The following is a 15,601-nucleotide window of genomic DNA, read 5'->3' on the forward strand; positions in this document are numbered from 1 at the left end:
ATATTTTTTCAACATACTAGAAAATATTAGAAAAGATATAGAATTGGATATTAAAAAACTATAAGGTAATGAAAAAAGGTATCAGCAGTAATGATTGATTTAGTGGATCACTTAAAACTAAAATATCTGTCCAAACTAATAATAGAAGTCATGCGTATATCTAAATTACCATAATAGAAAGTTTATAATATTTTCAAGTGTGTGTTATTGATATGTCTCAGTTTTTTCATTTTTATGTCCGACTATACGCTTGTAACTGTAACAAACTGTTGCAACTATATTTAAATGCGTTTGAGTAATAGTTAAAATGCTTTGATTTTATATCGTCTTATATTGCGTTTTTATTTTACTAAATTAACATACTATTTTTATTATAGATATGTAAATGACTATATGATATGTTTCATTTCATGTATAATTATTTTGAGGGCGAGGTGAAAAAATGGATAACTTACATCTAATACATATGCTGTTTATGGCAAAACCTTTAAATGGGATGAATTGGGTTGAAAACCTTGCACAGTTTATCACTCAACCTTTTGTTTCTCTTATTTTCACTTGTATTATATTTATTGGCTTTTTATACCAACTATATTCAAAACGCATAAACTTAATGGGAATAATTGCATTACTTGCTTTACTACTTTTATTTTTAGCATTCCTAATTAATGGCGATGTCAATGTGATGTCAGTATTACTGTTTACAATTGGCCTCATACTACTCATCATTGAATTATTTGTTATAGGCGCTGTAATTGGTATGATTGGTATTATTCTAATAACACTAAGTATTATTATACTTGGTGACAATATTTTATTAATGCTTGGAAATGTTATAGTTGCATTAATATTATCAATTGTAGAATGGGTGATTTTAGTGAAAATATTCAATAGAAAAATTCCATTTTTAGATAAAGTTATTTTAAAGGATTCAACAAATTCTGAAGCAGGTTATCGTTCACATGACGACCGCTCTCATCTTGTAGGAAAAACCGCACATACTGTTACCGATTTAAGACCAGCAGGAATTATAACTTGTGAAAATGATCGAATAGACGCAGTATCTGATGGATCATTTATTTTACGTAATCGACAAGTTAAGATTCTTGAAGTGGAAGGTACACGTGTTGTTGTTAGAGAAATCGAAAAATAAAAAGGAGCGATTTAATGTTTAGTATTGGTTTTATAATCATTGCAGTCATTATAGTAGTTGCACTACTCATTCTGTTTTCATTTGTTCCGGTCGGATTATGGATTTCAGCACTAGCTGCTGGAGTACATGTTGGAATAGGCACGCTTGTGGGGATGCGTTTAAGACGAGTTTCACCAAGAAAAGTTATCGCACCTCTGATCAAAGCGCATAAAGCTGGTTTAAACTTAACTACAAATCAACTTGAGTCTCATTACTTAGCAGGTGGTAATGTTGATCGTGTTGTTGATGCAAACATTGCAGCACAACGAGCTGATATCGATTTACCATTTGAGCGAGGCGCTGCCATTGATTTAGCAGGTAGAGATGTATTAGAAGCAGTACAAATGTCAGTTAATCCAAAAGTTATTGAAACGCCATTTATTGCAGGTGTAGCTATGAATGGTATCGAAGTTAAGGCAAAAGCTCGTATTACCGTACGCGCTAACATAGCAAGACTTGTTGGTGGTGCTGGTGAAGAAACAATCATTGCTAGGGTCGGAGAAGGTATAGTATCTACAATTGGTTCTAGTGAGCATCATACAGAAGTGCTCGAGAATCCAGATAATATTTCAAAAACAGTACTAAGTAAAGGTTTAGACTCTGGAACTGCATTCGAAATTCTCTCTATCGATATTGCCGATGTTGATATTAGCAAAAATATCGGTGCTGATTTACAAACAGAACAAGCACTTGCTGATAAGAACATTGCACAAGCAAAAGCAGAAGAACGTCGCGCAATGGCTGTTGCTTCTGAACAAGAAATGAAAGCGCGTGTTCAAGAAATGAGAGCTAAAGTTGTTGAAGCTGAATCCGAAGTACCTTTAGCTATGGCGGAAGCATTAAGATCAGGCAATATTGGAGTTAAAGATTATTATAACCTTAAAAATATTGAAGCGGATACAGGTATGAGAAATGCAATAAATAAACGCACTGATCAAAACGATGATGAATCACCACAACAATAATGAAGAGGTGATAAGATGAATATTGGCATTATCATTTTCATCATATCTGTGATAATTACAGGTGTTAGCGCATTACGAGATAAAAGTCACGAGGACAGACAAAATCAAAGACCCAATCAAAAACCCTCAAACGAGCAACCTCAAGAAGGTGGTTTCTTTGAAAAATTAGAAAAAACTTTTAAAGAAATTAGTGACGAATTAAATGATGAACCTGAAAAAAAACAGAGTAAACCTTATGAAACTTCATTACCACCACTGAATAAAGATTGGAATGAAAAAGAAAAGAAAAAAACATCACATCCTAAAGAAAAACAAAATACTTCACAATCTAAACGTCAAACAACGTCTACTCATGAACATCAAAATATTCCTCAGCTAGATAAGACAACATCAAGAGATGATAATTATGAAAAACTTAAACAGGAACTTGAACAAGATGTAACTAAAAATTTAAGTGATGTACGGAGAGAAATTGATAAAGAAAAAGAAAAGCAACTTGTTATGATTGAGAGAAAAGCTCAAGACATTATCAACGATAAATATCTCTCAGAAAGAACAAAGCGATATCGATTAAAACAACTACTAAATTCTAGGAATGTTGAAAAAAACATGTCGCACTCTGCTTTTCAATATGATAGTGATGAAGTTATAAATGGTATTATTTGGTCAGAAATTTTAAGTAAGCCAAAACAGCTTTAAATAGTTTTAAATTTTCAAACATTAATTTAAATATTTAAGTATATGAGAGAGTATATTGTAATTTATTACGGTATACTCTCTTTTTAGTTTGTCTAAAAACAGGTATTTTAGTAAAATTTAATTAAGATTTAAAATGAAATTTAGCTATGAATGATAGTAAGAGTTTAATTCATCATTTATTCATAGCAAGCATGATATAATATTGATGTATCAAGCTAAATTTTATATTATGAAATTTATCTCATGTTGATGAAAAATTAAATTTACGTAACTTGAAAAGGAGCGCGTTTATGCCAGGAATAATTCAAATTGACGATATTAATCAATCTCAAGCTTTAATAGGAAATAATGATGAAAACCTAAAAGCGATTGAAGCACATTTTAATGTCGTAATACATGCTAGAGGTCAAGAAATTGCTGTTAAAGGTGAAAAAATAGAGCATGTTGAAAAAGCAGAATTAGTTCTAAAAAATTTACTTAAAGTAATTGAATTAGGTAATACAATTACGCTTAAAGATGTAGAAGCTGCTATAAAAATGGCCGACAATAATACAATTCATCATTTGTTAGATTTATATGATGAAGAAATTACAAAAGATGCTTATGGTAAAACAATTCGTGCTAAGACTATGGGACAACGTATATATATTAATGCTATGAAGCGTAATGATTTAGTATTCGGTATTGGTCCAGCTGGAACTGGTAAAACTTTTTTAGCAGTCGTATATGCGGCTAAACAACTACGTAAAGGATCTGTTAAGCGTATTGTTCTAACGAGACCTGCTGTTGAAGCAGGTGAATCTCTAGGATTTCTGCCAGGTGACTTAAAGGAAAAAGTAGATCCATATTTAAGACCCCTTTACGATGGGTTAAATACTGTTTTAGGTAGAGAGCAAACTCAAAGACTCATCGAACGAGGTGTAATAGAAATTGCACCATTAGCATATATGAGAGGTAGAACCCTAGATGATGCATTTGTTATATTAGATGAAGCTCAAAATACGACACATGCACAAATGAAAATGTTTCTTACCCGTTTAGGATTTGGATCAAAAATGGTTGTCACTGGTGACCAAACTCAAATCGATTTACCAAAAGGGGTAAAAAGTGGTTTAAAAGAAGCGGTAAAAAAACTAAGTGGTGTCAGTGGCATAAGTATTATGAAAATGGATCAAAGCGATGTAGTTAGACATCCACTTGTAAGTAAAATTATTAATCGTTATGAAGGAGTTGAATAAATGTTTACTATAGATTTTAGTGACCATACGGGTCTAGTAGAAACGTCTTGGTTTGACCAAATAGATCAATTATTAACATTCGCAAAAAAGAAAGAAAATATTCATAATGATGCCGAATTATCAGTAACTTTTGTAGATAAAGAGGAAATTCAAAATATAAATAAAGTATATCGTGACAAAGATAAAGTTACTGATGTCATCTCATTTGCTCTAGAAGAAGATGAACCAGAAATAGATTTCAATGACTTTGAGATACCACGTGTTCTAGGTGATATTATTATATGTACAGATGTTGCCAAAGAACAAGCAGAAAGCTACGGACACTCATTTGAGCGTGAATTAGGATTTTTAGCATTACATGGCTTTTTACATTTGCTAGGATACGATCATATGAATGATAATGATGAAAAAGAAATGTTTGGTCGACAAGATGCTATACTTAACGAATTTGGTTTAACTAGAAATTAATATGAAACGTTTTAAATATGCATATGAGGGTTTTCGCGCAATTTTAAAAAAAGACCAAAATTTCTTATTCCACATTTTAGCAGCTGTAATAGTTATCATATTAGGAATTGTGTTAAATATTGATCGTATAGATTGGATATTAATCATTGTAGCTATAGGACTTGTTTTAAGTTTTGAAGCTATTAATACCTCAATTGAATTTGTTGTCGACTTAATTACCACTGACTATCATGAATATGCAAAATATGCTAAAGATATAGCTGCGTTTAGTGTTGTCATCGTTTCAATCGTTTCAATATGTATTGGGCTAATTGTTTTTATACCATATATATTAGAAATATTTAAGGGAGGAATGTAATGAGTTATCAATCACACTACTTTAAAGAAGTCCGAGAGGCACAAAAAAATGCATACGCACCATACAGTAACTTTAAAGTTGGTGCTTATTTAAGAACGAAAGATGGTCGGTGTTTTCACGGAGCAAATGTTGAGAACGCTGCATACCCGATGGGGATATGTGCAGAAAGATCAAGTTTAGTAAGCGCTATATCAGAAGGTTATCAACCAGGTGATTTTGAATCCATTACAGTTACTGTCGATGCTGATAAACCCTCGTCCCCATGTGGCGCATGTCGCCAGGTGATGATGGAACTTTGTGATAAAGATATGCCTGTATATATGACCAATCAAAACGGAGATATGATAGAAGCTACAGTTGGTGAATTATTACCATTAGGATTTTCTGGAAAGGATTTAAATTAATGACAGAACATAAATCAGGATTTGTTTCAATAATCGGTAGACCTAATGTAGGTAAATCTACCTTTGTAAACAGAGTAATAGGACATAAAATTGCTATTATGTCAGATAAAGCTCAGACGACTAGAAATAAAATACAAGGTGTAATGACGAGAGATGATGCTCAAATCATCTTTATCGATACACCTGGTATCCATAAGCCTAAACATAAATTAGGAGATTACATGATGAGAGTAGCTAAAAATACACTTTCTGAAATTGATGCTATTATGTTTATGGTTAATGTAAATGAAGATATAGGTAGGGGAGACGAGTATATAATGGAAATGCTAAAAAACGTCAAAACACCTATATTTTTAGTTTTAAATAAAATTGATTTGGTTCATCCAGATACATTGATGCCAAAAATTGAACAATATCAGTCATATATGGATTTTACAGACATAATTCCAATTTCTGCTTTAGAGGGGTTGAATGTTGATCATTTTATTGATGTATTAAAATCTTTTTTACCAGAAGGGCCTAAATATTATCCTGACAATCAAATTTCTGACCATCCTGAACAATTTGTAGTGAGTGAAATCATTAGAGAAAAAATTCTACATTTGACGAGTGAAGAAATTCCACATGCAATTGGTGTCAATGTCGATCGTATGATTAAAGAGGATGAAGATAAAGTACGTATTGAGGCGACAATTTATGTTGAAAGAGATTCACAAAAAGGTATAGTAATAGGTAAAGGTGGTAAAAAGCTTAAAGAAGTAGGTAAACGTGCACGTAGAGATATCGAAATGTTACTTGGCTCGAAGGTTTATCTTGAATTATGGGTGAAAGTACAACGTGATTGGAGAAATAAGGTTAATTTTATAAGACAAATTGGATATGTTGAAGATCAAGATTAATCAATAGAAAGTTGGTGATCAACTGATGCTAATGAAACAAAAGGGCATCATTATCAAATCTGTTGATTATGGTGAGTCAGATAGAATCATTACAATATTAAATGAATACGGAGCTAAAATACCACTAATGGCCAGACGAGCAAAAAAAGTTAAGTCTGGATTTCAAGCAAATACACAGCTTTTCGTATATGGCTTATTTATTTATAATAAATGGCGAGGCATGGGAACACTAAATTCTGTTGATGTGATTAATCAACATTATGAACTCCAACTCGACTTATTTGAAAGTAGCTATGCATCTTTATGTGCTGAAACAATTGACCGATCAATGGAAGAGAATGAGGTTTCAAAATATAATTATGACTTGCTTCAATTTGTTCTTTCCAAAATTAACGAAGGAACTCCAGCACAATTAATGTCTGTAATCGTCTTATTAAAAAGTATGTCTAAATTTGGATTCACAGCTTCATTTGATCACTGTGCAATTACCGGCATTCAAGATCAATCAAAACTTATAGCGTATAGTTTTAAATATGACGGTGCTATTTCAGAATCTGCATTATATCAGGATCAACATGCTTTTCAGCTCTCTAATCGCACTTTATATCTTCTTAATATCCTACAGCAATTACCCATAAGTAAGATGAATCATCTAAATATTCAGCAAGACATATTAAATGAAATGTCTGAATTACTTATCATGCTTTATCGTGAGTATGCTGGTATGTTTTTTAAAAGTCAAAAATTAATAAACCAATTAAATAGATTAGAAAAAGATTCATTGTGAAAAGATTTCAGAATAAATTTATCATAAAAAGCTCCTATCTGCTGTTGTTAAAACTTAAGATAGGAGCTTTATTCATATTCAAAATTTTTACTTATAAATAAATAGTAAACTAAAATTTAACTTTGTCAGCTAAAAATGTTTCTAGTTCTGATATTGGCATACGTACTTGTTCCATACTATCTCTGTCACGCACTGTTACTTGGTTGTCCTCTAATGAGTCAAAATCAAAAGTGATACAATATGGTGTACCTATTTCATCTTGACGACGATAACGTTTACCAATAGATTGTGATTCATCAAAGTCTATTGCAAAGCTAGAGCTTAGTTGTTCAAAAATTTTAATAGCTTCACTTGATAATTTTTTACTCAATGGTAGTACCGCCGCTTTATATGGTGCTAAAGCTGGGTGGAAATGCATAACTGTACGTGCATCTTTACTACCCTCAACACCTTCTTCAGCATACGCATCACATAAAAATGCTAAAGTCACACGATCTGCACCAAGAGATGGTTCAATACAATAAGGAATGTATTTTTCGTTAGTTTCAGGATCGTGATATTTAAAATCTTCACCTGAATGTTCACTATGTTGTCTTAAATCATAGTCTGTACGACTCGCAATACCCCATAATTCTCCCCAACCAAATGGGAATTTGTATTCAATATCAGTAGTAGCATTAGAATAGTGTGATAATTCATCTTCATCATGATCTCTAAGGCGCATATTGTCTTCTGAGATGTTTAAATCTGTTAACCATTCACTTGCAAAAGTTTTCCAATAATTTTGCCATTCAATTTCTTCACCAGGTTTACAGAAGAATTCAAGTTCCATTTGTTCGAATTCTCTTGTTCTGAAAATAAAGTTTCCTGGTGTGATTTCATTACGGAATGATTTACCAATTTGACCAATACCAAAAGGTAATTTTTTACGCATAGAACGTTGAACATTTTTATAGTTCACAAAAATACCTTGAGCTGTTTCAGGTCGTAAAAATAATTCATTAGTAGAATCTTCAGTAACACCTTGGAAAGTCTTGAACATAAGATTAAATTGACGGATATCAGTCCAGTTTGCAGTCTTACTGACCGGACAAACAATTCCTTCATCATCAATAATTTTTTTCATTTCATCAAAACTTAAGCCATCTGCTATAAAGTTTTCGTCACCTTTTTCATTTTGCATATAATCTTCGATTAATTTATCTGCACGATAACGAATTTTACTGTCCTTATTATCAATCATAGGATCATTAAAATTTCCTAAATGTCCTGATGCTTCCCATGTTTTTGGATTCATAAGAATCGCAGCATCAATACCTACATTGTATGGTGATTGCGTAATAAATTTTTGCCACCAAGCTTTTTTAATATTATTTTTTAATTCAACACCTAACGGACCATAATCCCATGTATTTGATAATCCACCATAAATATCACTACCAGGGAATACAAATCCTCTATGCTTCGCAAGTTGTACAATTGTATCCATATTTTTAACCATAAAAGCCTCTCCTTATACATAAAAACGCCCCAAGACAATACACATAGATTATGCAATATTATCTTGGGACGAGTTTAAATTATTTAAAACACATTGTTGAAATAACATGTGTTTATTTACATTTCAACCCGCGGTTCCACCCAAATTAGTGTAAACACTCGCTTTTATAAAAATTTAATCATATGCCAAAATATGTTTGTTAAGCTCACACCATCCTTAACTCGCTTATTAATAATTCTAATTGAAATAATTTTTAATAGCAAGTGTTTATATGTATTTGTAGCAATTGAAAATAAAAGTTATAATGAGTAAGTATTAAAAAGGGGTGAAGACCTATAGAATTAAGTCAAAGACAAGAACAAATAATAGAGATTGTTAAATCGGAAGGACCTATCACGGGCGAGCATATAGCTGAAAAAATCAATTTAACTCGTGCTACATTACGTCCTGACTTGGCTATACTCACTATGTCTGGTTTTATAGAGGCACGTCCTCGAGTAGGTTATTTCTATTCTGGTAAATCTAAAAATAAAATCATAAACGAAAAATTACGAAAATATGTTGTAAAAGATTATATGTCGCATCCTGTTGTCATAAAAGAAAACATGACTGTTTATGATGCTATATGTACCATCTTTTTAGAGGATGTCAGTACATTATTTATTACAAATGAGAATAACGATTTTGTAGGAGTATGTTCTAGGAAAGACTTACTTCGTGCCTCAATGATTGGTGAGGACATACATACAATGCCTATCAGTGTAAATATGACTAGAATGCCTAATGTTTCATTTTTAAAAGAACAGGAACTCGTTATTTATGCTGCAAACCAAATGATTGATAAGGAGATAGATTCATTACCAATTGTTAGACCTAAAGAAAACGACAAATTTGAAGTAATAGGTCGCATCTCTAAAACAACAATCACTAAATTATTCGTTTCATTATTTAAAGAATAGGTGGTAAGTACATGGATAATATAAAGATAATTGTTGCCTCTGATTCAATTGGTGAAACTGCGGAACTCGTTGCAAGAGCAGGCGTTTCACAATTCAATCCTAAACAGTGTAAGCATGAATTCCTTCGATATCCATATATCGAATCATTCGAAAATGTTGATGAAGTCATTCAAGTTGCTAAAGATACGAATGCAATCATTGTTTATACATTAATAAAACCCGAAATTAAAAAGTATATGATATCAAAAGTCAATGAACATGCATTGAAATCTGTTGACATCATGGGTCCATTAATGGAATTGTTATCGAATTCTATAGAAGAAACTCCTTATTATGAACCTGGGATGGTTCATCGATTGGACGATGCTTATTTTAAAAAGATCGATGCAATCGAATTTGCTGTTAAATACGATGACGGAAAAGATCCTAAAGGATTGCCGAAAGCAGATATTGTGTTACTTGGCATTTCAAGAACATCAAAAACACCTTTATCTCAATATTTAGCACATAAAAGCTATAAAGTAATGAATATTCCAATAGTACCTGAAGTGACTCCCCCAGACGGTTTATTTAATGTTGATCCATCAAAATGTATTGCGTTAAAAATTAGTGAAGAAAAATTAAATCGTATACGTAAAGAGAGATTAAAACAATTAGGATTAGGTGACAAAGCTAGATATGCAACTGAAGCAAGAATTCAGGAAGAATTAGATTACTTTGAAAAGTTAGTCGATAAGATTGGTTGCCCTGTTATCGATGTTTCAGATAAAGCCATTGAAGAAACAGCAAATGATATTATTCATTTTATTGAAAAAAATAAATCGAAATGATTTCTATTCCAATAAATTGAAGGTATAATAATAGAACTTTAATAAGATTGCTATCTTAGAAATGAATGTATTTTATAGGTGGCATTTATAGTTTGAAATATATTCCTTCATTCTTTTAGTAACCACATAAAAATAAAGAATTAGCAATTATGAATATTGATAGGTGATGTCTTTTGCGTATAGATCAATCCGTCATTGATGAAATAAAAAATAAAACTGATATATTAGATTTAGTTAGTGAATATGTAAAACTTGAAAAAAGAGGGCGCAATTATATCGGTTTGTGTCCTTTTCATGATGAAAAGACACCCTCATTTACAGTTTCAGAAGATAAACAAATTTGTCATTGTTTTGGATGTAAAAAAGGTGGTAATGTTTTTCAATTTACGCAAGAAATTAAAGACGTATCATTTGTTGAAGCTGTAAAAGATTTGGGTGAACGAGTTAATATCCAAGTTGATATAGGGCAGAACCAAACAAATTCCTCGACAAAAATTGCGTCTGATGAGTTGAAAATGATTGAGATGCATGAACTCATTAAAGATTATTATCATTATGCTTTAATGAAAACAGTTGAAGGTGAGGAAGCCCTCAATTATTTACATGAACGTGGCTTTACAGATGACCTTATTAAGGAAAGAGAAATTGGGTATGCACCTGATAACTCACATTTTTGTCATGATTTTCTTGAAAAAAAAGGATATGATATAGAACTAGCATTTGAAGCAGGTTTGTTATCTCATAATGAAGAGAATTTCACATATTTTGATAGATTTAGAAATAGAATTATGTTTCCTTTAAAGAATGGACAAGGACGAATTGTTGGGTATTCAGGACGGACATATACGAATCAAGAACCAAAATATTTAAATAGTCCGGAAACACCTATTTTCCAGAAGCGTAGAATTTTATATAATTTAAATAAAGCACGTAAATTTATTCGAAAACAAGATGAGATTATTTTATTAGAAGGTTTCATGGATGTAATTAAATCAGATTACGCTGGATTAAAACAAGTTGTCGCTAGTATGGGTACCCAGTTATCGCAAGAACATATTACTTTTTTACAAAAACTAACTCAAAACGTAACATTAATGTTTGATGGTGATTATGCTGGTAAAGAAGCTACTATAAAAACTGGACAAGCACTGTTGAATCAAGGATTAAATGTGTTTGTGGTTCAACTACCTTCAGGTATGGATCCTGATGATTATATTAGAAAATATGATAACGAACAATTCATAAAATTTGTTCAACAAGACAAACAATCATTTGTGCTATTTAAAGTTAAAATGTATCAAAATGAGATTAATCATAATGATCTTGCATACGAAAAACATTTTAAAGAAACTGTGCGAGACCTTTCTTTAGTCAATTCAGGTATTATTCGTAATAAACTTATTCAAAACATAGCTGATATATTTAAAGTTAGTCCAGAAACCATTCAATATGAGTTAGATGCAACTTATCAACATCAGATGCCGTCGAACACTTATCCCACTTTTCAAGATGAGCCAAGTAAACAACAATTAATACTCGGTCGTCTGACTAAAAATGAGAAAGCAGAAAGAGCTTTAATTAAGCATTTAATGAAAGATAAAGATACTTTTTTGAATTATTATCAAAAAGTTGTACCAGAAGACTTTACAAATAGCTATTTAAAGCGTATATTTAGTTATTTGTACGACTATTATTCAAAAAATGATTATTATACAATTAGCGATATGATGCAATATATTGAATCTAATGAATTGAGAGAAGTTCTTATTGAATTAGATCAATATCATTTAAATGATGAACCTTATGAAAACGAAATAGAGGACTATATTCAAATTATTAAAAATAATAATAACGAAGATTCTTTAGAAAGTTTGAATTATAAATTAAGGGAAGCATCACGTATTGGAGATTCAGAATTACAAAAATATTATTTGCAACTTATCGTTAACAAAAATAAAAATCGAATGTAAAAGCAATATTTATAAGAATTTAATTTAAAATTCAAGAGTAGTTAATCAAATATGGTTACTTTAATTATTTAACGGGTAAATTTGTTATATCAGAACTTCTAAAGTGTATATTTATTCAATTGAACACCACTTATTTAAGCACATATCACTTGATTTTCACTTACTCAGTGTAATCCAGTGATTATTTAGAATATACAAATCATATTAAATTGATATAATATATAATTATTAATAGATTATCAGTATTTACTAAAATCGGGAGGCCTTTTCATGTCTGACAACCAAGTTAAAATTAAAAAGCAAACAATTGATCCGACTTTAACACTAGAAGATGTTAAAAAACAATTAATTGATAAAGGAAAAAAAGAAGGTCATTTAAGTCACGAAGAAATCGCTGAAAAACTACAAAATTTTGAAATGGACTCAGATCAAATGGATGATTTCTTCGACCAATTGAATGACAATGACATTACGCTTGTCAATGAAAAAGATAGTTCTGACACGGATGATAAAATCAATCCTAATGATTTGAGTGCCCCTCCTGGTGTCAAAATCAATGACCCAGTGCGTATGTATTTAAAGGAAATTGGTAGAGTTAATCTTTTAAGTGCTCAAGAAGAAATTGAGCTTGCAAAAAGAATTGAACAAGGTGATGAAATTGCTAAATCACGATTAGCTGAAGCAAACTTGCGTTTAGTTGTTAGTATTGCTAAACGTTATGTTGGTCGCGGCATGTTATTCTTAGATTTGATTCAAGAAGGTAACATGGGCTTAATTAAAGCTGTGGAAAAATTTGATTTTAGCAAAGGATTTAAATTTTCAACATATGCCACTTGGTGGATTAGACAAGCTATTACACGAGCAATTGCTGACCAAGCGCGTACAATTCGAATACCAGTACACATGGTAGAAACGATTAATAAATTGATTCGTGTTCAACGTCAATTATTGCAAGATTTAGGCAGAGATCCAGCTCCTGAAGAAATTGGAGAAGAAATGGATTTACCACCAGAAAAAGTCAGAGAGATTTTAAAAATTGCACAAGAACCCGTTTCCTTAGAGACGCCAATCGGTGAAGAAGATGATAGTCATTTAGGAGACTTCATAGAAGACCAAGAAGCTCAAAGTCCATCTGATCATGCAGCATACGAATTGTTAAAAGAACAATTAGAAGATGTTTTAGATACACTTACTGACAGAGAAGAAAATGTTTTACGTTTACGTTTCGGTTTAGATGATGGACGAACAAGAACACTAGAAGAAGTTGGAAAAGTATTCGGTGTAACACGTGAAAGAATTCGTCAGATTGAAGCAAAAGCTTTAAGAAAACTAAGACATCCTAGCCGAAGTAAACGTCTTAAAGATTTCATGGATTAAATTAAAGGAATAAGACTTTGGCGTTTGAATTATTAATTAATAGTAATGTCGTTTAACTAAATCATCACACTAAAGTAGGGTGGGATAGTGAATTCAAATTTCTTATTACTGAATTCTATCCTACTCTTTTTTAATACATATAAGGAGTTTAAAAATGATTAACCTTAACCAAAGATTATCAATTGTATGCTCATTTATTAAAAGAGGAACATTGGCTGATATTGGCTCAGACCACGCATATCTACCTATATATGCAATTCAAAACGACTTATGCACAAAAGCAATAGCAGGGGAAGTTATTCAAGGACCTTATAAGGCCGCTAAAAGAAATATTGCAAATTATGAATTAAATCAACTGGTTGATGTACGTCTAGGCGATGGTCTAAGCGTTATAAACGCAGAAGATCAAATTGATAATATAACTGTTTGTGGTATGGGAGGACCATTAATTGCAAAAATTTTAAACGATGGGAAAGATAAATTAGTTAACCACCCAAGACTCATACTACAAAGTAATATACAAACTCAAGCATTAAGACAAACTCTTAACAAACTCTCATATGAAATCGTTGATGAAAGAATCATTGAGGAAAAGGGTCACATATATGAAATCGTGGTAGCTGAGTTTAATAATAACTTAGTTAAATTAAATATATTACAAGAAAAATTCGGACCATTTTTACTTAGAGATTGTAATAACATTTTTCAAAAAAAATGGAAAAGAGAGTTACAAGCACTGCGTGATATAAAATCTCAATTGAATTCAACTTCACATCATGAGAGACTAAAAGAAATAGAAGATGAAATCAACTTAATACAAGAGGTGTTAATTAATGAAAATTAGTGAACTGATGAAAATTTTAAATAATCACGTTCCATTTCATCAAGCTGAATCATGGGATAATGTAGGATTATTAATTGGTAATGATAATTTAGATATTACAGGCATTCTGACAACTCTCGACTGCACCGATGATGTTGTTAACCAAGCAATTGAACTTAATACTAATACCATCATTGCTCATCATCCACTTATTTTCAAAGGAGTAAAACGCATTGTTGAAGATGGATATGGTAGTATTATTCGTAAACTTATCCAAAATAATATCAATCTTATAGCATTACACACTAACCTTGATGTACATCCTGAAGGTGTCAATCGAATGTTAGCGCATCAATTAGGATTAGAGAACATATCCATGATTAATACAAATAGCTCATATTATTACAAAGTTCAAACTTTTATACCTAAAAATTATGTTGAAGATTTCAAAGACAGTTTAAACGAACTTGGATTAGCTAAAGAAGGTAATTACGAATATTGTTTCTTTGAAAGTGAAGGTAAAGGACAATTTAAACCAGTAGGTGATGCAAACCCTTATATAGGGAAGTTAGATAGTATCGAATATGTTGATGAAATAAAACTTGAGTTTATGATAAAAAGCAATGAATTAGAAATAGCTAAGCGAGCTATTTTAGATAATCACCCATACGAAACACCAGTTTTTGATTTTATTAAAATGAACAAAGAAAGTGAGTATGGATTAGGGATTATTGGACAATTAAACAAAACTATGACTTTAGATGAATTCTCTGAATATGCAAAAAAACAACTCAGTATACCAAGCGTACGATATACAGGTCAACATGATAGTCCAATTAAGAAAGTAGCAATCATAGGCGGTTCAGGTATAGGATTTGAGTATAAAGCTAGCCAACTTGGAGCAGACGTTTTTGTTACTGGTGACATTAAACACCATGATGCTCTAGATGCTAAAATCCAAAATGTAAATTTATTAGACATCAATCATTATAGTGAGTATGTTATGAAAGAAGGATTAAAAGAATTATTAGCAAAATGGTTATTTAAATATGAAAATCAATTTCCGATATATGCCTCTGAAATCAACACAGATCCATTTAAATATAAATAAATGTTATTGATAAACATTTA

The 15,601-nt window shown here is 31.3% G+C and carries 16 protein-coding genes; 15 read left to right on the forward strand and 1 reads right to left on the reverse strand.

Features of this window, described 5'->3' with window-relative positions; translation table 11 throughout:
* Positions 1 to 442 precede the first annotated feature (442 nt).
* The 9 genes from HMPREF2663_RS04645 to recO all read left to right on the forward strand — a co-directional run bounded on the left by HMPREF2663_RS04645 (position 443) and on the right by recO (position 7,010).
* Positions 443 to 1,153 carry an NfeD family protein gene (locus tag HMPREF2663_RS04645; RefSeq protein ID WP_002446561.1) on the forward strand — a complete coding sequence of 237 codons (711 nt, stop codon included), beginning with the start codon at positions 443 to 445 and terminating at the stop codon, positions 1,151 to 1,153.
* Positions 1,154 to 1,167: 14 nt separating this feature from the next.
* The gene (gene floA, locus HMPREF2663_RS04650; RefSeq protein WP_001830989.1) at positions 1,168 to 2,157 is read left to right on the forward strand and encodes a flotillin-like protein FloA; all 990 of its coding nucleotides are present in this window, start codon (positions 1,168 to 1,170) and stop codon (positions 2,155 to 2,157) included.
* A 15-nt stretch (positions 2,158 to 2,172) separates the two neighbouring features.
* A complete protein-coding gene (locus HMPREF2663_RS04655; RefSeq protein WP_070845883.1) occupies positions 2,173 to 2,856 on the forward strand; it encodes an iron transporter in 684 nt (227 codons plus the stop codon).
* Positions 2,857 to 3,146: 290 nt separating this feature from the next.
* Positions 3,147 to 4,094: a PhoH family protein gene (locus HMPREF2663_RS04660; RefSeq protein ID WP_001831049.1), complete on the forward strand. Its 948-nt coding sequence runs from the start codon at positions 3,147 to 3,149 to the stop codon at positions 4,092 to 4,094.
* Positions 4,095 to 4,562 (forward strand): rRNA maturation RNase YbeY, encoded by a 468-nt coding sequence (ybeY, locus tag HMPREF2663_RS04665; RefSeq protein WP_002457742.1) that lies wholly within the window; start codon positions 4,095 to 4,097, stop codon positions 4,560 to 4,562. It abuts the gene before it with no gap.
* Between the two features lies 1 nt (position 4,563).
* Positions 4,564 to 4,920, forward strand: coding sequence for a diacylglycerol kinase family protein (locus HMPREF2663_RS04670; protein WP_002446556.1), 357 nt, complete (start codon positions 4,564 to 4,566; stop codon positions 4,918 to 4,920).
* On the forward strand, positions 4,920 to 5,324 hold the full coding sequence (cdd, locus tag HMPREF2663_RS04675; protein ID WP_002457741.1) for a cytidine deaminase: 405 nt from the start codon (positions 4,920 to 4,922) through the stop codon (positions 5,322 to 5,324). The genes HMPREF2663_RS04670 and cdd overlap by 1 nt, the downstream gene beginning before the upstream one ends.
* The gene (gene era / locus HMPREF2663_RS04680) at positions 5,324 to 6,223 is read left to right on the forward strand and encodes a GTPase Era (protein ID WP_002457740.1); all 900 of its coding nucleotides are present in this window, start codon (positions 5,324 to 5,326) and stop codon (positions 6,221 to 6,223) included. Before cdd ends, era begins: the two co-directional genes overlap by 1 nt.
* 25 nt (positions 6,224 to 6,248) lie before the next feature.
* Complete coding sequence (gene recO / locus HMPREF2663_RS04685) at positions 6,249 to 7,010, forward strand: DNA repair protein RecO (protein ID WP_002457739.1); 762 nt, start codon at positions 6,249 to 6,251, stop codon at positions 7,008 to 7,010.
* Between the two features lie 109 nt (positions 7,011 to 7,119).
* Here recO and HMPREF2663_RS04690 read toward each other — a convergent pair whose 3' ends face one another.
* Positions 7,120 to 8,511 carry a glycine--tRNA ligase gene (locus tag HMPREF2663_RS04690; RefSeq protein ID WP_002457738.1) on the reverse strand — a complete coding sequence of 464 codons (1,392 nt, stop codon included), beginning with the start codon at positions 8,509 to 8,511 and terminating at the stop codon, positions 7,120 to 7,122.
* A 335-nt stretch (positions 8,512 to 8,846) separates the two neighbouring features.
* On the opposite strand from HMPREF2663_RS04690, the gene HMPREF2663_RS04695 reads away from it, so the two are divergent.
* From HMPREF2663_RS04695 to HMPREF2663_RS04720, 6 genes are all read left to right on the forward strand, one after another.
* Positions 8,847 to 9,470, forward strand: coding sequence for a transcriptional regulator CcpN (locus tag HMPREF2663_RS04695; RefSeq protein ID WP_083319974.1), 624 nt, complete (start codon positions 8,847 to 8,849; stop codon positions 9,468 to 9,470).
* Between the two features lie 11 nt (positions 9,471 to 9,481).
* Positions 9,482 to 10,300 (forward strand): pyruvate, water dikinase regulatory protein, encoded by an 819-nt coding sequence (locus HMPREF2663_RS04700; protein ID WP_002457736.1) that lies wholly within the window; start codon positions 9,482 to 9,484, stop codon positions 10,298 to 10,300.
* A 173-nt stretch (positions 10,301 to 10,473) separates the two neighbouring features.
* Positions 10,474 to 12,270 (forward strand): DNA primase, encoded by a 1,797-nt coding sequence (gene dnaG, locus HMPREF2663_RS04705; RefSeq protein WP_070845887.1) that lies wholly within the window; start codon positions 10,474 to 10,476, stop codon positions 12,268 to 12,270.
* A gap of 270 nt (positions 12,271 to 12,540) precedes the next feature.
* On the forward strand, positions 12,541 to 13,647 hold the full coding sequence (gene rpoD / locus HMPREF2663_RS04710; protein WP_002440071.1) for an RNA polymerase sigma factor RpoD: 1,107 nt from the start codon (positions 12,541 to 12,543) through the stop codon (positions 13,645 to 13,647).
* 154 nt (positions 13,648 to 13,801) lie between these two features.
* Positions 13,802 to 14,491: a tRNA (adenine(22)-N(1))-methyltransferase gene (locus HMPREF2663_RS04715; protein WP_002476250.1), complete on the forward strand. Its 690-nt coding sequence runs from the start codon at positions 13,802 to 13,804 to the stop codon at positions 14,489 to 14,491.
* On the forward strand, positions 14,481 to 15,581 hold the full coding sequence (locus HMPREF2663_RS04720; protein ID WP_002446545.1) for a Nif3-like dinuclear metal center hexameric protein: 1,101 nt from the start codon (positions 14,481 to 14,483) through the stop codon (positions 15,579 to 15,581). The genes HMPREF2663_RS04715 and HMPREF2663_RS04720 overlap by 11 nt, the downstream gene beginning before the upstream one ends.
* Positions 15,582 to 15,601 lie beyond the last annotated feature (20 nt).

Source organism: Staphylococcus sp. HMSC077D08 (genome assembly GCF_001837945.1).
In the GTDB taxonomy this organism is placed as follows: domain Bacteria; phylum Bacillota; class Bacilli; order Staphylococcales; family Staphylococcaceae; genus Staphylococcus; species Staphylococcus epidermidis.